The 20,447-nt window shown below is 41.0% G+C and carries 21 protein-coding genes; 5 read left to right on the forward strand and 16 right to left on the reverse strand.

From position 1 onward, the window contains the following. Nucleotides 1–4: 4 nt before the first annotated feature. From ACXAC1_RS02655 to ACXAC1_RS02665, 3 genes are all read right to left on the reverse strand, one after another. Nucleotides 5–2,263, reverse strand: a complete 2,259-nt coding sequence (locus tag ACXAC1_RS02655; RefSeq protein WP_475058443.1) for a hypothetical protein — start codon at nucleotides 2,261–2,263, stop codon at nucleotides 5–7. Beyond that, complete coding sequence (locus tag ACXAC1_RS02660; RefSeq protein WP_475058446.1) at nucleotides 2,260–3,084, reverse strand: TnsA endonuclease N-terminal domain-containing protein; 825 nt, start codon at nucleotides 3,082–3,084, stop codon at nucleotides 2,260–2,262. Before ACXAC1_RS02660 ends, ACXAC1_RS02655 begins: the two co-directional genes overlap by 4 nt. A 571-nt stretch (nucleotides 3,085–3,655) precedes the next feature. Beyond that, nucleotides 3,656–3,916: a hypothetical protein gene (locus ACXAC1_RS02665; RefSeq protein WP_475058449.1), complete on the reverse strand. Its 261-nt coding sequence runs from the start codon at nucleotides 3,914–3,916 to the stop codon at nucleotides 3,656–3,658. 160 nt (nucleotides 3,917–4,076) lie between these two features. On the opposite strand from ACXAC1_RS02665, the gene ACXAC1_RS02670 reads away from it, so the two are divergent. Next, a protein-coding gene (locus ACXAC1_RS02670; protein ID WP_475058452.1) for an IS3 family transposase occupies nucleotides 4,077–5,152 on the forward strand; the annotation gives its coding sequence in 2 pieces (ribosomal slippage) (nucleotides 4,077–4,338 and nucleotides 4,338–5,152; 1,077 coding nt in all). Nucleotides 5,153–5,664: 512 nt separating this feature from the next. Here ACXAC1_RS02670 and ACXAC1_RS02675 read toward each other — a convergent pair. The 12 genes from ACXAC1_RS02675 to ACXAC1_RS02730 form a co-directional block, all read right to left on the reverse strand. Beyond that, nucleotides 5,665–5,760: a GNAT family N-acetyltransferase gene (locus tag ACXAC1_RS02675; RefSeq protein WP_475063770.1), complete on the reverse strand. Its 96-nt coding sequence runs from the start codon at nucleotides 5,758–5,760 to the stop codon at nucleotides 5,665–5,667. Nucleotides 5,761–5,989: 229 nt separating this feature from the next. Then, nucleotides 5,990–6,472, reverse strand: coding sequence for a protein-tyrosine phosphatase family protein (locus ACXAC1_RS02680; RefSeq protein WP_475058455.1), 483 nt, complete (start codon nucleotides 6,470–6,472; stop codon nucleotides 5,990–5,992). A gap of 75 nt (nucleotides 6,473–6,547) precedes the next feature. After that, entirely contained in the window at nucleotides 6,548–8,191 is a 1,644-nt protein-coding gene (locus ACXAC1_RS02685) for a DUF2326 domain-containing protein (RefSeq protein WP_475058458.1), read from the reverse strand. Beyond that, a complete protein-coding gene (locus ACXAC1_RS02690; RefSeq protein ID WP_475058461.1) occupies nucleotides 8,181–8,405 on the reverse strand; it encodes an ABC-three component system middle component 7 in 225 nt (74 codons plus the stop codon). The genes ACXAC1_RS02685 and ACXAC1_RS02690 overlap by 11 nt, the downstream gene beginning before the upstream one ends. Then, complete coding sequence (locus ACXAC1_RS02695; protein WP_475058464.1) at nucleotides 8,402–9,163, reverse strand: ABC-three component system protein; 762 nt, start codon at nucleotides 9,161–9,163, stop codon at nucleotides 8,402–8,404. Before ACXAC1_RS02695 ends, ACXAC1_RS02690 begins: the two co-directional genes overlap by 4 nt. 128 nt (nucleotides 9,164–9,291) lie before the next feature. Further along, entirely contained in the window at nucleotides 9,292–10,659 is a 1,368-nt protein-coding gene (locus ACXAC1_RS02700; RefSeq protein WP_475058467.1) for a hypothetical protein, read from the reverse strand. A gap of 594 nt (nucleotides 10,660–11,253) precedes the next feature. Continuing rightward, on the reverse strand, nucleotides 11,254–12,747 hold the full coding sequence (locus ACXAC1_RS02705) for an ATP-binding protein (RefSeq protein ID WP_475058470.1): 1,494 nt from the start codon (nucleotides 12,745–12,747) through the stop codon (nucleotides 11,254–11,256). A gap of 5 nt (nucleotides 12,748–12,752) precedes the next feature. Further along, nucleotides 12,753–13,472: a winged helix-turn-helix domain-containing protein gene (locus ACXAC1_RS02710; RefSeq protein WP_475058473.1), complete on the reverse strand. Its 720-nt coding sequence runs from the start codon at nucleotides 13,470–13,472 to the stop codon at nucleotides 12,753–12,755. 42 nt (nucleotides 13,473–13,514) lie between these two features. Continuing rightward, nucleotides 13,515–13,976 (reverse strand): DUF1499 domain-containing protein, encoded by a 462-nt coding sequence (locus ACXAC1_RS02715; protein ID WP_475058475.1) that lies wholly within the window; start codon nucleotides 13,974–13,976, stop codon nucleotides 13,515–13,517. Between the two features lie 16 nt (nucleotides 13,977–13,992). Then, entirely contained in the window at nucleotides 13,993–14,907 is a 915-nt protein-coding gene (gene rluB, locus ACXAC1_RS02720) for a 23S rRNA pseudouridine(2605) synthase RluB (RefSeq protein WP_133562672.1), read from the reverse strand. 138 nt (nucleotides 14,908–15,045) lie between these two features. Beyond that, nucleotides 15,046–15,666: an L-threonylcarbamoyladenylate synthase gene (locus ACXAC1_RS02725; RefSeq protein WP_475058478.1), complete on the reverse strand. Its 621-nt coding sequence runs from the start codon at nucleotides 15,664–15,666 to the stop codon at nucleotides 15,046–15,048. A 59-nt stretch (nucleotides 15,667–15,725) separates the two neighbouring features. Then, the gene (locus ACXAC1_RS02730; protein ID WP_475058480.1) at nucleotides 15,726–16,577 is read right to left on the reverse strand and encodes a PHP domain-containing protein; all 852 of its coding nucleotides are present in this window, start codon (nucleotides 16,575–16,577) and stop codon (nucleotides 15,726–15,728) included. A gap of 66 nt (nucleotides 16,578–16,643) precedes the next feature. Here ACXAC1_RS02730 and ACXAC1_RS02735 point away from each other — a divergent pair, with 66 nt between their 5' ends. Beyond that, complete coding sequence (locus ACXAC1_RS02735) at nucleotides 16,644–17,180, forward strand: septation protein A (RefSeq protein ID WP_475058483.1); 537 nt, start codon at nucleotides 16,644–16,646, stop codon at nucleotides 17,178–17,180. A 3-nt stretch (nucleotides 17,181–17,183) separates the two neighbouring features. Continuing rightward, nucleotides 17,184–17,480, forward strand: coding sequence for a YciI family protein (locus tag ACXAC1_RS02740; RefSeq protein ID WP_228191872.1), 297 nt, complete (start codon nucleotides 17,184–17,186; stop codon nucleotides 17,478–17,480). 83 nt (nucleotides 17,481–17,563) lie between these two features. Here the strand turns inward: ACXAC1_RS02740 and ACXAC1_RS02745 are convergent, their stop codons facing one another. Then, on the reverse strand, nucleotides 17,564–17,851 hold the full coding sequence (locus ACXAC1_RS02745; RefSeq protein ID WP_133562661.1) for an Rdx family protein: 288 nt from the start codon (nucleotides 17,849–17,851) through the stop codon (nucleotides 17,564–17,566). A gap of 87 nt (nucleotides 17,852–17,938) precedes the next feature. Between ACXAC1_RS02745 and ACXAC1_RS02750 the strand changes: the two genes are divergently transcribed. Together ACXAC1_RS02750 and mnmC are read left to right on the forward strand one after the other, a co-directional pair. After that, nucleotides 17,939–18,490 carry a peptidylprolyl isomerase gene (locus ACXAC1_RS02750; protein ID WP_475058486.1) on the forward strand — a complete coding sequence of 184 codons (552 nt, stop codon included), beginning with the start codon at nucleotides 17,939–17,941 and terminating at the stop codon, nucleotides 18,488–18,490. Continuing rightward, complete coding sequence (gene mnmC / locus ACXAC1_RS02755) at nucleotides 18,480–20,447, forward strand: bifunctional tRNA (5-methylaminomethyl-2-thiouridine)(34)-methyltransferase MnmC2/FAD-dependent 5-carboxymethylaminomethyl-2-thiouridine(34) oxidoreductase MnmC1 (RefSeq protein WP_475058489.1); 1,968 nt, start codon at nucleotides 18,480–18,482, stop codon at nucleotides 20,445–20,447. The genes ACXAC1_RS02750 and mnmC overlap by 11 nt, the downstream gene beginning before the upstream one ends.

Here is a 20,447-nt window from a genome sequence, read left to right on the forward strand (position 1 = left end):
ACGCTTACTCCTCATCCCTAAAGGATGTTTTAGCAGTAGGTTTTTTATTATTGTTATGTCCACTATCCAAAACGGATTGAGGAAGATCTGGTTGCGGAGCCTGCGCTAAAGGAGCCACTGTCTTTTCTTGTTCTAACTTTCTGTTTTCACGTATTTTCTGAGCACCAGCATTAGGGCTATCTATATTTTTCGCATTTTCTTTGGCTTCTTTTACAATGCGCTTCGTTTTATGGTACTGCGTTGCTCTTGCATTCAGCTCTTGTTGACGGACATTAGCTTTATTTAATCGTTCTAGCTTATCTAGAGCTTCGCGCTCTTGCGCAACGAGCCCTTCGTAGCGACTTAATTTCTGATCCAATATAGCTTCGTATTCTTGACCATCGATATATATCCAAATCTTGCTGACATCATGTGAGTTATAACGACACTCAAAGCGATGAGACTGCTTTTCCCCTTTAAAAGGTAGATCTTGTAGTCCAAGTTGAAGAATTTTCGAACAAGTGTAGAAAAGCTTCCCAGACTGCCCCAAAAGCTGAATTGAATTCTGCTGTACAGAGACAGTTCCTTGAGAAAGTAACGCACAGCGCAACTCCTTATCATCAAGTGTTGGCTGCATGAATGAATTACCATTTTCAATGGACCAACGAACTAGATCTCGTGCTCTAGGTGCTATACCGTCTTCAATTGCTTCTTTGGGTAACTCTTTTTTAGCTCTGACTTTATAGTTGTTATGGTATACACAAATCTCCATAAGAATTCGATTAAGATCATTAACAGTTAAACTAGCGTGTTTCCTTGCTGAGTTGGTTCTTTGACCATTATGACTAATCGGCATATGCGCTTTTGATAAACTAGGAAGATCTCCTTTAGTTCGACTAAAAAGACTTTCAATGAAAGGTTTGTCATTACCACAGCCAGGTTTTCCGAACTCAATTTTCATATTGAGCCCTTTGACTACAGACTCAGAAAGAGTGTTGTTAAATTCTGCATTATCAACAACTAAAGTCTGCGGAGGGCCGAGCACTTCCCACTCGTTTAAGTAATCTAAACATCCGATAGACTCTAACCAATCATGCCGATTCCTAAGGCACTGATATAAAGCATTACTGACCTCCACAACTGATGGGGCCCCAAAGGTGAAATAGAAGCCTACGATATAGTCTGTATATGTATCTACCAACATATACAAAGTCGCTTTGCCTAGCTTTTGACCAGGGAAGAGCTTCGATACTAACTCTTCATCATAAGGCGTTTCATCTAGCTCATAGCGCTGACCGAGGCCAATGATGTTTGCATAAGCATCGCCTCTACGCCCCGCGAAATCTTTAAGAATTTCGGCAGAAGGTAATACAGCGTTTCTAAATGCTACATGCTTGAAGCCATTTCTCTTTCTTAACCATCTATAAAATTGACCAAATGAAGGGCACTCTACATCACCTTTTATTATCACTTCATCAGAGCTTTTTTTATCATTTGCTGTTTTATTATCATGAAGTATTACGCTTTCTGCATAGCGCTCGTAAAGCATTATGCGGTAGCACTCCTTAATATTTTTAGCTGAAATATCACCGCTCGAACCATATAGGTTTGCAGACCATTCAAAATTCAAATAATCAATTTCATTCAGAATCTTGCGAGTCTCTTCACCTGTATCAAGAGTATGTTGACTTGGTCTTCCGAGGGGCTTTGTGACAACTCTTTCCTTAGGTGTGTGGTTCACATACTGTCCGACGCCAAATGCTAACGCCGATACTTTTCTGTTAGCATATAAGTAAGACCAGAGATATTTGTATATCGTGACAGAAGTAACCCCATGCTTTTCGGCAGTACTTTTTACAAGATTTTGTCCATAACAACCGTAAAACAGAGCTTCTAAGTCGTTAGCAATTTCTTCGATCATTGCAAACCGTTTAGATGCAGTACTCTTTTGCTTCTCAGTTAGCAGTGAATAAGGGAAAGCCGCCTGATGTGGTATGAACCTGTCTGTCAACTTCACTCGATATTCTTGTATTGCAGCTTGTAATTGATCGAGCTCGTACCGCTTAGGCCGTTTGATTGTACCTCTTATATTCATTAAGAATACGTGATTTCTTTCAGTGTTGAGATAAACAACAACCGAGTCTTCTTTCAAGTCAAGATCACCGATAGCAACACACCTTCCATCAGGCACTTTTATGCCATCAAATAGAGATATCTGACTTGAGGCCAATGTTGTTGATTGAACAGAGGCTTGTGTTGCTGGATTTGAAGATATACCGTTCATAGAACAATCACCCCCAAACGCTTAGGTGTTAGTTCCATGCGTAAGCGCACCTCCCAATCCATTGCAATATCTTTCACCCAAAGTGCGTGTCGAAAAAAATACTGGGAGAGCTCTGGAGTGATACCTACTGAATTTGCAACATTTTTTATGACCTTATGCATGCGTTCATCTGAGCTGAACAACAGCTCTCCACTCAGAATATTCAGCCAGTCCTTATAGAAAGTCTCTGTAAATGGAGTGAGTGCTCGGTTGTGATATATCAGTCCAAGTGTTTCACTTTTGACTCCTCGTAATTGATCACTATCCATCACAAGAAACTCAATATCATTCAACATTGCATAGCTCTCTTGTAGCTTTAATCGCTCTTGTACACGGCGATCAAATAGCTGATCTGTAGGCTTTACAGCAATCGCCATCCACTCTTTGTCGCGGTCCTCTGAAGGGCTAAGCTTGATAAGGAAATCAAACGATTCATAGCCAAGACGACTTCGATTTTTTCCTCGCGGATGATTTATACCAAGCTCTTCACAAATAGGTAATGTATCTTCAATCGGAAGCGCAAATTGCTCATAAACTTCTTCCACGGAGTGGTTATGAAGAACAAATAAGTAAGCACACAGCTCATTATGAGACATGAAATGTAGTAAGCGATTGAGATCACGAAAATGTACTAATTTTGATCGTGTTCCAGAAGAACGTGTGAAATTCATTGTTTTAAGAAAAGGTACATAAGGGACATTAGCATCTTCAAATGACTCTCGATGCTTATCGAATCGTCTTTTTTGTTCTTCATCAATGATCAGTGTTTTTTTGTTTTTCATGGGATTCACTTTTAGGATTTCAATAAAGTGAAACATATCCGAAAATCTTTTTTATTCAAGAAGAAACAATATTATCAAATGCCAATATATAGAACCTGTAATTATTGATTAAAAACCTATTTATTATATAATAAGTATATTTTTTCAGGAAAGATAAAATCCTTTAGAATCAACATATTAAAAATTCATTTAAATAAAAAACTCAAGAAATCTAAAAAAATATACATTATATGAAATAAAGATTTCGATTCGAAAAATAGAAATTCACACTTCAAAATTAGCTTTATTGAAAACATAAAATTACACATTTAATGCACATTTAAAGTCATAAAATAGCACTTCCCTCATCTTTTAATAGAAGAAATCCAACCAAATTTTGTTCGATCAAAAGCTGTCTGAGGGCATGCATAGCATCCAAAACCGGCAGTTTTAAGGGGTGAAGTGGTGGCTGAATGACTGAAAAGAGAGGAAGGGCATAGCTCTTGTAAATAAAGCCTAAAACAAGAGTCTAAGATGCAGTTTGGGTCATCGCATTTGGAGGTCTAACGACGTATTAATGCGACATTGCAAGTTATGTTATCAGCACAACCGGCAGCGACATTCGATACCTGACCCACATGATAGTGAATAGACCTGAAATCAAAGTGCCTACTCCTGGAAGAATCCCAGCCAAATTGAAGTAGCGACTTCCCATGTTTGACAGCAACATAATGATGGCAATGATTCCAGCAACCACAACAAGCCATCCAATAAACTCTATGCCGTTTGCTACAAGGCGTGCTGTACCATATCGAGTTCGACTCGTTTCGAAGTATAAACTATTTGGATGCACTGATTGCTTTGAGGCACTACCTATAGATACAAGCGATTCAACAAGCTTATTGAATTGACTATGTTTTATAGCGCAGCTTTAGTTTCTTCGGTAATCCCCCCGAAAAATAACAGCAGCCAAAAGTAGAATTTTCTCGTACTCTAAACGCAGGAGGTTCTGCATGAAAAAATCACGTTATACCGATAGCCAAATCATGGCCATACTAAAGCAAGCAGAGGCAGGCACACCCATTCCTGAGCTATGTCGAGAGCATGGTATGAGCTCGGCAACATTTTACAAATGGCGGTCCAAATATGGTGATATGGATGCCTCTTTAATGGCTCGTATGAAAGAACTTGAGGAAGAAAACCGTCGTCTTAAAAAGATGTATGCAGAAGAACGGTTAAAGGCGGAGATCATACAGGAAGCCATGGCAAAGAAGTGGTGAAGCCATCCCTTCGACGAGAGATGGCACTTCATGCTGTAGCGAATAAGGCGGTGAGCATTCGTTTGGCCTGCTCTGCTTTTATGATCAGTGAAACCTGTTATCGTTACAAGAGCCTTTTGAATGATGACAATGCTTTGATCGCTAAACTTTTAGTTGACCTAGCAGAGACTCAAACGGATTGGGGGTTTGGGCAATGCTTCTTTTATCTAAGAAACGTAAAAGGCCACACTTGGAATCATAAACGTGTCTATCGAATCTATTGCGAGTTGGCGTTGAATCTACGAATCCGCCCAAGAAGACGCTTAAAGCGGAACGTACCTGAACCCTTGAAGGAGCCAACCAAACGAGATCAGGTTTGGTCTATGGACTTTATGCATGACCAACTTATCGATGGTCGCCACTATCGTCTATTTAACGTAATCGATGACTTCAAGCGCGAAGGACTAGCGATGGAAGCAGGCTTTTCCTTACCGACCTTGAGGGTGATACGCACGCTTGAGCAATTGCTTGAATGGCGAGATAAACCACAGATACTGCGTTGTGATAACGGGCCGGAATTTGTGAGTCATGAGTTTACTCGTTGGGCTAAAAAGAAAGGCATTAGAGTTGAATACATCCAACCTGGCAATCCACAACAAAATGCTTATATTGAACGATATAATCGAACAGCTAGATATGGATGGGTAAGCAAGCATCTTTTTGAAACACTTGAGGAAGTGCAAGACTATGCAACGAAATGGTTGTGGTTTTACAATCACGAAAGACCACATACAGCTAACGGAGGCAAGCCACCTCTAATGGCTGCTTAACCTCTACTTTTGAGCTAAGTTAAAAAAGGGAGGATTACCCTTCTAGGTTTGTACCGCATGAACCACATTGGTACGCCCCTTAGACATTGATCATTCCACAACTTGGGCACTGCTTTCCTTTCTTCATAAAATGCCCTATTAAGAGTGGCAACAGAGATACCATTATCTTATATAGACAGCTAACGCCCGTTTAAGTGGTGAGCAACGCTACCACAACACTTAGTTATTACACAGTAAACACGTAAGCCGATTCAAACCAAAACTGTCACACGTTGCAAATCCGTCTTAAAACGTTTGTTATGTGCGTACTAAAGTTGTGCTTACAATCTCAGCATGTCTTTGTGCTGGATAGCACTTTCATAGATTGGCTCTGGATAATTCAGCAAAAAGTAATCTTTGACGATTGAGTCAACCCTAAAGCCAAGACGTTGATAATAAGTCAGTTTATAGCCAAAGGTGCCTGTACCCAGTTCAACACGTAAGATTCCCTTACTTGATAACTGAGACAGAACCTACTTAAGCAATTTAGAGCCAACACCTTGACCTTGTAACTTTGGATATACAGAGACGTTGAATATCTCAGCAAGGCTATTGGTTTGTGGCTTCACTATACAAGATACTAAAACACGCCCATTATCTAGTGTAGCAAAACACCATGAATCAGAGAAATATGAAGAAATACTCGCTTCAGAAGCGATCGGCTTCAAGCAGCAAATCTAGCGGAATCTGGCTACTTTTGACTTCGATATATTGCATTTTCCACAAGCACATAATGCTGCCTGCTAGTGACAAAAAACATAGCGAAGAGGCGTTTTTTGTTCCCTCTAGCTAGCCTTGTTAAAAGTTGCTACCAAGTTGCGACCAGTTTTTTGAAAAGTATGTTTCAATGCCTTTACCTGGGTTATATCTTGGGTAGAGTTTTTCAAACTCTGACCTAGCCACTTCATATGATGTATCAGGAATAGCGGAAATACTTTTTGCCAAAAATAGCATTGCTAGCGAAGGTGCTCTCGACTCTCCTTGGTTGCAGTGAATTAGCAGTTTTCTGCCTTCAGCCCAGTGTTTATTAGCAAATGCTAAAAATTCTGTAAATAGTGGAGGCATAAACAACGGAACAGGTGGATCAATGATATTGAGAAATAAGTCATTATCCTGCTCTAACACCAAGTAGTTGGGGTGTGTACTTGGTAGCTTTCCTCGGTAACCTAGTGCACTTTGGTGGCAGGGACTCTTACAGGCGTGAACAACAGCCATTTCTTCATTACCTCTAGTGCACGATAGATCATTTGTTACGATTACCCTTTCATGGATTTCTTGCACAACAGCTCCTTGTGACTTTTAACGCCCAAAAACAGGCTAAGTAATGTGTGTAGCGAAGCGAAACGTAGCCAACTGTTACGTGTCCTTGTTAATTTGCTTATTAGAACTCTTTTCCTCTCTCCAATCTTTGATGTATAAAACACTTTGATTAGACAGTTTAACTACTTTTTTATTTTCAAGCTTTTCTTTAGTTTCTTCTCCGTATTTTCCTATTTCATCAATTGCTATAAAAGATTGCTTATCGTGCTTCAAGTATAAATCAATAAAATTAGAGACAGCATCATTCTCTATATTTTTATATAGCAACGAATCGTGGATTAATATAGGTAATTTTGTTGTTTCAAATATCGCAATATCTAGAAGCAATAAGTTTGAGTAAGCAGTGCCTGTTCCTGTGTTATCAATTATCTTGTATTGATAGCTCTTTTCATTTAAAACTAGTTCTGGGCTTTTATGATTTTCACTATATGTCAAATTAACTAAACTTTTAATCTTTTCGTTAATTAAATCCTCAATAAATTTTAATATATTTTCTTTTTCATTTTTCAGGTCGGATTTAAACCCTTTTACAGACTCTTTTAAAACCTCTTCAGTTTCAAAATAACCATTTTGAGATTTTTTTTCTTTATGTTGATTAGAAAGGTTATAAACTCGATCAACTATTATTTCTGGATCATCAAATTTTAATATGTTTTTGCCAATTCTTTCATCGATCTTTGATATTTCGTTTGTAATTGAATCAAGCTCTTTTTGAAGGTCGCGTTCACTTGCTCTTAATTCTAACTTAAGTATCCTAGTAATATCGCAGTGAAATTCTTCAATCTCAGAAATTTTCCTTTCATTTACATCAGGAAAAAAATCTTTAAGACTAGAAAAGTGCTTGCTTTTTATATATTTACTTTGGCTTAAGTTGCTTCTAACTCTCGACAACCTGCTAGTAATAGAGGCCTTCCCATTTACTAAAAGGTCTTTCTGTTCTTTAAGCTCTAATACCTCTTTGCTTGCAATTTCACTTAGGTTAATTGCATACTTTGCAAGATTTGATTTTATATCCTCAATTTCAGCTTTAATCCCATCAATTTCTTTTAGATTCTTCTTATATTGAGTCTTTGATATTTTGGGTATGATTTTTTTATTAAAAGCAACAAAAAGAGCTTGTTTCTCAGCATTCTTTTCTTTTAGCTTTTCTGATAGATCTTTAATAGTTGAATACCTTTCAAAAAGCTTAATTAACTTTTCTATACATTCACCTCCATTATTAGATGGATGGTCGTGTAAAGGCTTCTTAACCTCTAAATTCTCTCTTCCCCATATTCTTGAAAATAAAGAAATAATTGCCCTAAAAGATAAATCAAAGGAGTCCAAATTATATTGAGATTTAAGAAATGATTTATAATTTTCTATTGGGATAGGTTCTTGATCTTTATAATCACTCGAGCAGACATATACCAAATCAGGCTTAAAAGTCCCTCTTCTAAATATGAATTTTTCGCCACAAAATTCATGTGTTATAAAATATGAGTGATGCCCCAATTTCTCAACAGCTCCGCCATCATTTGATATAAATGACTCACCGCCAAATGAAAAATCCACTAACATCAAAAGTGTAGATTTACCAATTGAATTGGTTGCTACAGAGTCACCCAATACGACATTTAAGCCTTCATGGAATTTTATAGCTTTTTCTCTAAATACATCTGATCGAATTTCAACTAACATTGATTATTTCCCCATTGTCTTTATTTACCTCAATTCGACCAAGAACATAGAGAACATCAATACATGCAATAAACTCACTTACATCTTCAAAGTGTTTTTCTACTTCTTTATATAGTTCAGATAGCCCGTTAACAACGGCTAAGGCTTCCAGAATCTTAGGTAGTTTTCTTAAAGATGACTGATCAAATGACGTAAACTTATTCGGTGTGATCATTCGAATATCTCACAATTTTGGATAAAAAATGAAGCCAATATTTCTGATGCATCATTGGAGTTTGGTTTTGTCTTAGAGTTTATCCAAGCCACTATATTCTCGAATATAACCTGTTGATCATAGCCAAATCTTTTTTGCTTTAAGTAGAATACCTTAATCTGATTGGATATCATGTCAGATAAGTCAGGATTATTTTTATCAAGCAAGGTTAGTTTAGATTTAATAAAAACATAGTAATCTCTTACATTATTTTTGATCTTTCTTTTTGTAGGCTTTGTTATTGTGTCGTTTAATTTATCATCAATCTTTTTAGGGGAATATGAAATCTCACAATTGTCATCAAAATTATCTTCATCATACAAGGAATCAATGATTTCACTTATTTCATCTTCTATGGCGTAAGTCTTCCACAAAGACTCTTGCCCAGACCTTTGGATTAGCTTTTTCTTGATATCTACAATCTTTCGATATTCTTCTACAGTCCTAGGCTTATCAAACTTACCATGACAAACTTCACATAAAGGGATTACATTATCTTCATGATTAATATCTTCGCTTAAACGTACTTCACCTTTTAGTAATTCAACTTCATCACTAGTGGGGTTTAGCGGATAGATATGGGCAATTTCATAGTTTTTATAGCTCTTACCACTTTTCTGATAGAAAAGTGGCTCATCACATAATGGGCAAACACTGCCTACCTGAGTAACAAGAGCAATATTCTGTGCTGGTGAATACTGATGTCGTTTATTTCCCATTAATCAAATTACCCTTATTTTAGCACATATGTTAAACGAGAGTTCTAACGCCCGCATTTGCGGCTGGTTTGTAGCGCAACGGAAAACCAGTCAGACAACATTCGCTTATCAAGCACTTATGATGCCCGCTATTGTTCCATTTTGATTAGATAACGATTCTTAAACTCGTTAAGTGTTATCCCGTCAATGTGATTTTGAATTACTTCCAAAGCAGACTCTTCTTCGCAATCTGCAAGATAATCCATAACTTTTTCCTTAAGCGAAGTATATGGTGTAAATTTCGCTTCGACTACTTCACTTGATCTCCAGGCGCCATGCCTAGCTGCACTGATAATTTCAACAATAAGAGCCAAACACTGCCTTCCTGATAAGATATCTACCGCAGCAACTTCAACGTCGTAAAATCTATCTACGAAATTATTTGCCACGTCAAAAGTGTATGAACCGGCTTGATTGCACAAAATACTGAAATAGTGTGTTTTCAGATCTTCTGACTGAGAGGTAACTAAGTTAACAAGCCCCTCACGAAATGGTATCTTCTCAATCAAGCTCTTAATATGGTCACGAAACTCGTGATCTACATATTCGAAGCCAAGCTTATCCAGAATTCGTTTCATTATTACGCTTGGAAAGACAAGTTTGGTAGATACCGAGTTAGTATCCATCTCTTCTATCTTATCGGATAAAAGGGATTTAAATCGTGTCTTTGGAACATCATCAATAAGGTCAATCAATTTTGGGTTAGCAGAGATGATAGAAAGACATTTTTGAGATAACTCAACATCTCCCAATGTTGGGTTTAGCACTCGCTTAGCCAATTCTGAATTGATAAGGCTATCATCAAGACATGCGAGCCCATCCAAGAAAAATGAAGCATTGTGTTTAATTATATCTGAGTTTTCTTTGTAGGCTTTAAATAATTGAACTACAAGGTAAGGGTGTGCTTCTGGATGAATTTTTTCTATTTCATACCTTACCGTATCTTCTATATCCGATAGCGAAGTAGAGATGAAGAATTTTGTGTTATGAAATTTTGAGATTATCTCATCAACGACATGCTTAGTTCCTAGTGTTTCCTTTGACAAAAACTTGTCAATCACTTCAGAAAATATGTATCTTGCTTCTTCTGCTGAAGGGTGATGACCTGATGGATGCGCGGCTTTATTTCGTCGATCTCTTATAAGATCAACGGTAGAACTATCTAAGTCAGAAATCAGCTGTTTAGATGCTATCTGTGTTAGCAAGTAGCTCTCGAAGACATCCTGACTATTTCTCCTTTTTTCTACCTCTAAATATATTGATCTCGCGTCGGAATTTACTTCTTTTATCGCTTTAAGTTTATCCACTAGGTCATCGAAAAGAGCGATATAGCTCATCACAATGCAACCACGGTATGCCCCAGTGTGATAGCAGCTCATTGCTTCTTTCATATAATCTTTCATTAAAGGATTATGTATAAGAGCAATTAGTTCTTCAAAATCGGTAAGACTGGCCATAAATGTATGTTATTTCCTTGCTTATCTGCTTAACATTTTAATAGTGCGCATGCGCGTTATATCTTTTGTCCACTACACGTTATTCTAGCTGTGGCGTTTTTTAGTTATTGATCTTAGAACACTTTTGTAGTCGCTTCTATGACAATGCGAGAAACTGAATAACATTCAGATCATAAAAACAGGCATCCAGTTTGCGAACATAAAAATAGGCTAAATATTTGCACAGATAACAGAAATATACCCAAAAGGAATGTGTGATATATCCCAGCCCTTTTATGAATCACCTTCGAAGTGAGTTGCATATACGTAGCTACAGTATGAAAACGAATAAATCCTACTTATACTAAATTCATTATTTCATCCGTTTTCATAATTCGACCAGCGCACCGCATTAGTGCAAATCTCAAAAACTAACACTCCAAATCCATTTTTGGCGGAATTTTGCTCGAAAACACTGAAAGCCCCAGTGCATCTTGCATTAAGGCTATTTAAGGAGAATTTTGGTTGAAAGTTAACGGTACTATTAAAACCAGAACAATCAAAAGTTAACGGACAATTAAATTGTTAACAGTTTAATTTCTTGCTCCCACACACCTAACTTAGGCTGTTTTGGTGCTGGCTTCGAGACCAAATGAAGCTAAACTTAGCTCCCCCAAGCTCACTCCCCTCGATCAATACCGCACCACCGTGCCAAAAAGCGATACGTTGAACAATGGCCAAGCCTAAACCGTAACCACCTGAGGCTCGAGTGCGGGAATTATCCAATCTCTGAAACGGTATAAACACCTTATCTCGATCTTCTTCAGGGATACCACGACCATCGTCTTCTATGTCAACCTGCCAACGCTCTTCATCTTCGGTGAAAGTAATCGCTATAGTTGAATTTGCATACTTCGAAGCATTCAAAATAAGATTCTGCAGCGCTCTATGCAGATGATGGGCATCAGCGTTCACCCACTCATCGCCATTTACGGTGACTTGTACATCGTATTTCTGCAGTAAGGCGTGATTGTGCTCGACAATCCCTTCTAGGATTTGCCGAATACTCGCTCGCTCGAAGTTCAACGCTAAGGAGCCTTCTTCTAGCTTGCCATATGTGAGAACTTCGTCGACCAGTGTATTCAGCTCTTCCACATCATATTCAAGCGCAGTAATAGAAGGCTCAAGCTCTTCTGTGACATCATCCTTTAATACTTCTAGTCCAAATCGCAAACGTGCAATGGGAGTTCTTAGTTCGTGAGAGATGGCGTTAATCATTTCACGCTGCACTTTCAGCAAACGCTGGATATGAGTGGACATAGAATCAAAAGAATAAGCCAGTTCTTTCAACGTATCAGAACTGTCTACCACACCTTGCGGCAAAGTCCCTCTACCACGAGCAATCTGACGTGTGACCGTTTCAAAATGAAGCCGTTTGCGGTCGAGTCTCATAAACTCAATCCAAACTAGAACTAGTAACGCTGAAATGGATAACACGATGAATAATAAGACCGTCACCCCGATAGAGAGGGAAGGCTTTTGCAGCACTTCTATTCGCCAAGCTTTGTCCGAAGCATCAGGCTGCCAGATAAACGCGGCATCTTGATCTGGTGCTTGAGAATAACTAACTTCTCCTGCCCGCCACTCAGACGCTTGAATTTGTGTAACAACGATATTTGAGAGCCCATTCAATAGCTCTAACTTTTCATCAAATGATAAGTCAGATAACAAAAGCCGCTGTAGTAACGGCTGGACACTTTGCAGCCTCTGCCATTGAAGCTCACCAGCTAAAATTAAAGAGTCGCCATCATAAACCGAAGCATAACCAACCCCTTCCTCTAATGTTTGCTCAAATCTAAGGTTAGGGCTATCAGAGACAGAACCGAGTGGCTTCCAAGTGTAAAATGATGCAGTGCTTAGGGCAGGCAAAATCGAGTTGTTCATCCGATACAACTGGGTCGTAAGTTCGACATCAGCAAGTAGTTGCTGAGAAAGATGACGTTGATGGTAGTTTTTCTGCAGCCATTCTATGACGGCAAAGCACACAAGCGATATGAGCACGCCCCCAATCAAAACATGCCGATAGAGGCGCCACATATCACTTCGCATGGAGACTATACCTCTTTTACAAACAGGTAGCCTTTACTACGAATCGTCTTGATTCGGCGAGGATGAATCGGATCATCGCCAATTTTTGAACGAATTCTAGAAATACGTACGTCAACCGAGCGGTCTTGACCATCGTATTCAATACCACGCAGTTCACTGAAAATCTCTTCTCGGCTAAGGATACGGCCAGAGTTGCTAGCAAGTAACCACAATAGATCAAACTCAGCACTGGTTAGCTCGATTTCTTCTCCTTCACGCCATGCTTCACGGCGAGAGTTGTCGATCACTAAACTACCAAACTCAAGGGTTTGATCTGCTTCTGCTGGCGCAGCCGCCAAATCAACATCTTGCGTACTGCGGCGCAACAATGACTGGACCCTCGCTAGTAAGACGCGCGGCTTAGCGGGTTTGGATACATAATCATCTGCACCAATTTCTAAACCAAGGATCTGATCTACATCATCACTGCGAGCAGTTAGCATTAGAATTGGTCCACGATAGTCATTTCGCACACTACGACATACCGTAAAGCCATCTGCACCTGGCAGCATCAAATCAAGAATAACCAATGACGGCTGCTCATCTACTATTCGAGAAATCGCATTACGCCCGTCTGGCTCAATATCAACATTGAAACCATTTTTTTGTAAGTATTCTTGGGTCAACGTGGCGAGGCGCTCATCGTCTTCGACAATCAGGATTGATTGGTTTTCATTCGCGCTCATATTGTATCCTCGTCCATTTGATAATTAAGAAAGCCTTCAGGATCAATCTACTAGAAGATCTCGAATTTGTCTAACGCGCTCCCGATTCACATTGAGATCATCATAACCAACTCTAGAAGCAGATCGCACATGCATCACACTGTCTGCTTCAGGGAAGTAAATCTCTAAATCATCTTTAAAGCCAAAGAAATCACTAGAAATCTCGAAGTGTGTGTAGCCTAAGCGACTACTTATAATCCGAGCATTTCCAGCATTAAGCAGTGCCTGTTCAACATTTAACTGCGCTTGCTTGACACTTCTTCGGTAAATGATCGGTTCTACGTAATGCTGTTCATCTTCGAGTGAAGCCTGAGAAGATACACAATTAGGCATATCAGGGCATGGCGCCAACAGTCCATCATTCACACCTAGGTGTTCTGGTACCCCATTGTTCATGTCTACATAGACAAAAAATCCAATTAGCATTGCAATGACAACTACTAATATCCATCGCACCATGCTCATAGCCTAAAATCCTCTTCTATCTAAATGAACGACGTCCTGGACGGCGTGGTTTGAATTCTTGCTGCTTTTCAGAAGCCTGCCAATCAAACCCTTTGTCGCGTCGTTTTGTTTTTGCCACACTGCCAGATACTCGGGCACCACTTTGGCGACGTCGATCGTGTTTCTCTTGCTGACTCTTTGGACCCGATACTTTATGTTCCAATCCGACAACTTCACACAAGGACTGCACATCCGTATCGTCCATTTCTACCCAACGGCCAACCTTTGCTTTCGAAGGTAAGAACACCGGTCCAAAACGAACACGTTTCAAGCGGTTTACTTTAACCCCTTGAGATTCCCACAGTCGACGCACCTCACGGTTACGGCCTTCCATCAGGCACACGTAGAACCAATGGTTGATACCCTCACCACCACCATCAACGATGTCGGTGAACTGAGCCATGCCATCTTCTAACAGCACGCCTTTTTTTAAGTTCTCAACATGCTCTTCCGTTACATTACCCATTACACGCACCAGATACTCTCGATCTATCTCTGTAGATGGGTGCATTAAACGGTTTGCTAGCTCACCATCAGTGGTAAACAACAACAGACCGGAAGTATTAATATCCAAACGGCCTACGGCAATCCAACGACTGCCTCTAAGTTTTGGTAAACGATCAAAAACTGTTGGTCGACCCTCTGGGTCTTTACGAGTACAAACTTCACCCTCAGGCTTGTTGTAGATAATCACTCGACGCTCAACTTCACTAGAAGCTGTGGTTTTTACTTCAATGCCATCAAGTTCGATCAGATCATCAGGGCGCACTCGATCGCCAAGCGTAGCAACGTTACCATTGACTACAACACGACCTTCACGAATACGGTTTTCCATCTCACGACGAGATCCCACACCTGCTCTCGCCAACACTTTCTGTAATTTTTCGTCCATTACGACCTCTTTCGGGAATGCTTCGCAGCAACCCAGTTATGTTAAATATCTAAATTAAAACCAGATACACTAACCTGGTTAACTGTGCCGCATTATAGTCGGATCATAAACCAGTTGATAGCATACCTTACGCAGTTTTTACTCGAAGGGGCTTGGGTCACCTGCTCCAACGCGAAGTACTTCAATGGAGTCTGAATCCATCGCAATGACGGTCGTTGGCTGCATACCACAAAAACCACCATCAATGACTAAATCTAATTGATGCTGCAACGTATCACGAATATCGTAAGGGTCCATCATGGGGTCGGTTTCACCTGGCAAGATCAATGAAGAACTCATGATTGGTTCACCCAACTCTTCGAGTAAGGCCTGCACGATTTTATTATCTGGAATACGAATTCCAATAGTTTTACGTTTTGGGTGCATCAATCGACGCGGCACCTCTGATGTACCATTAAAAATGAAGGTATAAGGCCCAGGTGTATGATGTTTCAGCAAACGATAAATCGCATTATCATAACGCGCGTAAGTTGAAATCTCAGACAGATCTCGACATACCAACGTAAAATTATGCTTATCATCTAAGCGGCGAATAGCACGTATTTTTTCCAATGCCGCTTTATCACCGATATGACACCCTAGCGAATAACCACAATCCGTAGGGTAAGCAATCACCGCCCCTTCGCGGATCATTTGTGCTGCCTGCTTAATTAAGCGTACTTGGGGGTTTTCTGGATGTATCTGAAAAAACTGGCTCAATTTTTTTCTCCATAGCGCCTCAAAAAGAGGTAAATTCATCAAACTTACGGCGGCTCTGGCTAAACCTGCCATTGATACCAAATAGGGGAAATCTCTTGTTCATGCACTTGAGTAAAACGTCCAACTTGCGTCCACGGACCAAAGGGCCCATGAAAATCACTGCCAGCAGAGGCTTTGAATTCGAAGTCCCGAGATAATCGCTCTAAAAAGCGAACATAATCAGGCCTTTCGTTTCCTGAAGCCACCTCTATAGCATCGCCGCCTAGCGCTTTGAAATCTTGCATAATCGCTTTAAGTTTAGTCACTGTTAGCGGATATCGCTTCGGATGCGCTAAAACAAGCTCACAATTCGCGGCCGCCAGCTCTGGCATAATCTCTTCTAGCTGGGGCCAAACATCACGAATTTGCCCAAGTTTTTTATTGCCAAGGTAATGATCGAAAGCTTTGTTCATATCTTTTACGATCCCTTCACCTATCATGACTTTTGCAAAGTGAGGCCTACCTAGCTGACTTGCACCAGCCTCTTCCACGGCTTTATCAAACAAATCAGGCAACCCTTTCTTTTTTAGCAAGTCTGCTATCTGACGGCCTCTTTCAAGCCTAACGGTTTGATTATGCTGGGTCCATTTCGCCATAACCGAGCAGTCGTCATCAAAACCTAACGCCACCATGTGTAAGGGAATTTTCTTCCATGCGACCGATAACTCACATCCATTCACCAGTGCCATACCTAAAGACGTCGCGACACCTTTAGCCTCATTTAGACCTGCTGTCGTATCATGATCAGTTAGAGCAAGCATTTGTACTTCTTGTTGATGTGCCAACTGGACAAGTTCTGTGGGAGATAACTTACCATCAGAGGCAGTTGAATGGGTGTGTAAATCGATTCGCTGGTATCGGGTATCAGACATCAAAGGGGTATTTTTTCCGGCTATTGCTAGGTATGATCTTTCGAGCATACATAAACTGGCTTAACTATGAAATTACTATTCGACTTTTTACCCATTCTTGTATTTTTCTTGGTCTACAAAACAACTGGCGACATCATTATCGCGACGGCAGTTCTGATACCTGCCACCCTTCTACAAGTAGGCTACACATGGCTTAAATTCCGAGCTATTGAAAAGATGCATATTGTATCGCTCGTACTGGTTGTATTACTGGGTGGTGCCACGGTTCTAATGGGCGACGGCGACTTTATCAAATGGAAGCCAACCATTGTTAACTGGTTATTTGCCGTGGCGTTCTTTGGCAGTCAGTTCATTGGCCATAAAAACATCATCGAGCGCATGATGGGGGATAAGATTGAGCTGCCCCATAATACATGGCGTACCCTTAACCTTGCATGGGTTGGCTTTTTTATTTTATCGGGGGCGGTCAACTTATACGTAGCGTTTAACTTCAGTGAAGATGTATGGGTAGACTTCAAACTGTTCGGCCTATTGGGCATGACCATTGTATTTATTATTCTGCAAGGCATTTACTTGTCTTCGCAAATGCAAAACAAGGACTAAACGATGCTTTATTCAATTGTTGGACAAGACGTAGAAAATAGCTTGGCAAATCGATTAGCTGCTCGACCTGCTCATCTTGAACGCCTGCAAGCCTTACGTGATCAGGGACGCCTTGTCTTAGCCGGCCCTAACCCAGCTATCGACTCCAATGATCCTGGCGAAGCTGGATTTACTGGCAGCGTAGTCATTGCAGAGTTCAACTCCCTTGAAGATGCTAAAGCTTGGGCAGAGGCCGATCCGTATGTGGCAGCGGGTGTATATGCCAAAGTTGACGTCAAACCATTCAAACAAGTCTTTTAAATCGTCCTACTGAGCACGAAAAATTCGACACATACAAATAAGCGGCTACCTTAAGCCGCTTATTTGTTTAGCAGAAGCAAATACTATTCAGAAGTCTTAACATCTGAGTGGCCTAAATCTCGTTCAGGATCGATGACATCACGCATGCGTTGTTTTAGAACTTTCGCTTCAGGGAAGCCTCCTTCCGACTTACGGCACCAAATCTCTTCGCCATTGACTCGGACTTTAAAGATCCCACCTTGGGTTGGGATCAAGGTCACACTTTTAATATCATCATCAAATGTCATCAGCAGTTCTTGAGACAACCAAGCCGCTCGCAGCATCCAACGACATAATGTGCAATATTCAATTTCAACCACTGCGGTTCTCATGTTTAGACCTCTTAAATCAATTTCATCTTGGCGTTCTTTAATGAACCCCCTAATATTATGTGCGCATAGCTTATAAGGAAAATCTTAATGAAAAAAAGTTTACTCACTTGTCTAGTACTGTCAGCGCTGAGCTTGCCAAGCTTCGCAACAGAGGTCGATATTCAAACAAGTTTAGGTAACATTCGTGTCAACCTAAATGAGCAAGCAGCTCCAAACACAGTTAAGAACTTCCTTCAATATGTTGACGAGGGGTTCTATGAAGGGGTTATTTTCCATCGTGTTATCAAAGGCTTCATGGTGCAAGGCGGTGGTTTTACAAAAGATCTAGGTCGCAAACAGACCCACAAAGCGATTGCGTACGAGGGCAACAATGGCCTCTACAATCTACGCGGCACTCTAGCTATGGCTCGCACTAGTGACCCTAACAGTGCCACCTCGCAGTTCTTTATCAACCAAGTGGATAACGGATTTTTGAACCATGGTGCACGTGGTGGTGCGGGTTACACCGTTTTCGGACGCGTAGTATCAGGCATGAATGTAGTCGACCAAATTGCTAATGTCCCAACACGCACAATGGGCCCTTATCAAAATGTTCCAAGCACACCGATTACCATCGAGAAAATCACCCGTGTTAACTAGTTATCAACTTGAGTTACCCGCTCTGGATTTTGGTGACGATGGTGTGCCAAGGTCCAGTGCATTCGATGATGTCTATTTTGATAAAGATGCTGGTTTAGATGAAACACGCTATGTGTTTTTAGAACATAACCAGCTCGCTGATCGCTTTTCAAGTCTACGCCCGAACGAGCGCTTCACCATTGCGGAAACAGGCTTTGGTACAGGATTGAATTTCTTGTGCGCCTGGCAACTGTTCTTAGACAAGGCCCCTTCTAACAGTTGGCTGCATTTTATCTCAGTGGAAAAGTTTCCCCTTAATAAGGAAAAGCTCACCCAGTCACTCGCGATGTGGCCTTCTCTTGAGGGGCTCGCTAAGCCTCTTATTGAGAGCTACCCTACTTTATGTCATGGCTTGCACACGCTTTTCTTCCCTCAGCATAGAACCACATTAACCCTGTGGTTTGGCGAAGCCAGCGACGGCTTTAAGGCACTCGATGGAAGCGTAAATGCATGGTTTTTAGATGGCTTTGCCCCAAGCAAAAACCCTGAAATGTGGAGTGAAGAACTGTTTCAGAACATTCAACGCTTGAGCGATCACACCACAACCTTTGCAACGTTCACCGCAGCAGGCATCGTTCGTAGGGGCTTGCAGGCCCATGGATTTGATGTGCAGAAGGTCAAAGGGTTTGGCCACAAGCGTGAAATGATGGTTGGCACATTCTCAAGTCACCAAGAAAGCGAACAGCACCCTGCCTCAATCCCAACATCTAGGCTGCCATGGTTCCAAGCGAAACAGCCCAAAGCAGTCACCAAAGTACTGGTTATTGGCAGTGGCATTGCCGGCGCAACAACCGCCCAAGCGCTGGCTAATAAAGGTGTTGAGGTTGAAGTATGGGAACAAGGAAAGCAAATTGCAGGCGGCGCCTCGGGTAACGCACAAGGTATGCTCTATCCCAAACTTGGCGCGTCAGATACACCGATAAACCGCTTCTATTTGAGTGCTTATCTATTCGCAAACCGCTTTTACCAGTCCCTACCTTTAGATCAAAAGCTGTGGCAACAATGTGGTTTGTTGCAATTCCCTAAAGATAATAATGAGCAAGCAAAGTTTGCGAAAACTCTCGCCAGCCAGCTCTACCCAGATAGCATTGTTAAAGCCCACCCCAAAGGGCTGGAATTACCACTCTCGGGCTGGATCAAACCGCAAGCGGTGTGTGAGCACTTACTGCAACACCAAAACATACAGGTTTCACTAAACACTTCGCTTACTCGCCTAGAACAACAAGGCGACGATTGGTTGGCGTTCAATCAGAACGAAAGCCACTCGTACTCACATATTGTACTTTGTACCGCTAATGAACAATCATTCCTTAAAGAGTGGCAAGATTGGCCAACCAAGCCCATACGAGGTCAGGTGACACAGATCGCTACTAGACACCTAACAGCGGCTGACCAGCAACAAATTAGCGAGGTGAAAAGTGTCTTGTGTGCCGAAGGCTATCTGTCCCCTGAACTGGAGGGGCATATTAACTTCGGCGCCACTTACGACTTAGGCAATAATAGCCTAGCCGTTTCAGAGCAAAGTCATATCGATAACTTAGAAAAGCTACAAGGCTTATTAACGATTGATAAAGAGGCCATTTCTTTAGCTGACTGCAAAGGGCGAGTCGCTATGCGCTGTACCGTTGCAGATTACGCTCCCATTGTCGGTCCTCTAAGTGATCAGGACACGCTCATTAATCGATACGCGCCGCTTAGACAAAATGCAAAATGGCAAACTTTGGATGACTGCGAGCTGATCCCTGGACTGTATGTCAATCTAGGTCATGGTTCTCGCGGACTAGTCAGCGCCCCATTAAGTGGGTTCTATTTGAGCAGCTTGATTCTAGATGAGCTAGCACCATTTGAACAAAGCGTTATCGAGGCCTTGCACCCTAACCGCTTTACTATTCGACAACTAAAGAGAGGGGAGGTTTAA

The organism is Marinomonas sp. AWM4_232, assembly GCF_056158325.1.

Coding starts and splice junctions, on each gene's coding strand:
- ACXAC1_RS02655 (WP_475058443.1), bottom strand. CDS start 2,263: ATGAACGGTATATCTTCAAATCCAGCAACACAAGCCTCTGTTCAATCA.
- ACXAC1_RS02660 (WP_475058446.1), bottom strand. CDS start 3,084: ATGAAAAACAAAAAAACACTGATCATTGATGAAGAACAAAAAAGACGA.
- ACXAC1_RS02685 (WP_475058458.1), bottom strand. CDS start 8,191: ATGTTAGTTGAAATTCGATCAGATGTATTTAGAGAAAAAGCTATAAAA.
- ACXAC1_RS02690 (WP_475058461.1), bottom strand. CDS start 8,405: ATGATCACACCGAATAAGTTTACGTCATTTGATCAGTCATCTTTAAGA.
- ACXAC1_RS02695 (WP_475058464.1), bottom strand. CDS start 9,163: ATGGGAAATAAACGACATCAGTATTCACCAGCACAGAATATTGCTCTT.
- ACXAC1_RS02700 (WP_475058467.1), bottom strand. CDS start 10,659: ATGGCCAGTCTTACCGATTTTGAAGAACTAATTGCTCTTATACATAAT.
- ACXAC1_RS02705 (WP_475058470.1), bottom strand. CDS start 12,747: ATGCGAAGTGATATGTGGCGCCTCTATCGGCATGTTTTGATTGGGGGC.
- ACXAC1_RS02710 (WP_475058473.1), bottom strand. CDS start 13,472: ATGAGCGCGAATGAAAACCAATCAATCCTGATTGTCGAAGACGATGAG.
- ACXAC1_RS02715 (WP_475058475.1), bottom strand. CDS start 13,976: ATGAGCATGGTGCGATGGATATTAGTAGTTGTCATTGCAATGCTAATT.
- rluB (WP_133562672.1), bottom strand. CDS start 14,907: ATGGACGAAAAATTACAGAAAGTGTTGGCGAGAGCAGGTGTGGGATCT.
- ACXAC1_RS02730 (WP_475058480.1), bottom strand. CDS start 16,577: ATGTCTGATACCCGATACCAGCGAATCGATTTACACACCCATTCAACT.
- ACXAC1_RS02735 (WP_475058483.1), top strand. CDS start 16,644: ATGAAATTACTATTCGACTTTTTACCCATTCTTGTATTTTTCTTGGTC.
- ACXAC1_RS02740 (WP_228191872.1), top strand. CDS start 17,184: ATGCTTTATTCAATTGTTGGACAAGACGTAGAAAATAGCTTGGCAAAT.
- ACXAC1_RS02745 (WP_133562661.1), bottom strand. CDS start 17,851: ATGAGAACCGCAGTGGTTGAAATTGAATATTGCACATTATGTCGTTGG.
- ACXAC1_RS02750 (WP_475058486.1), top strand. CDS start 17,939: ATGAAAAAAAGTTTACTCACTTGTCTAGTACTGTCAGCGCTGAGCTTG.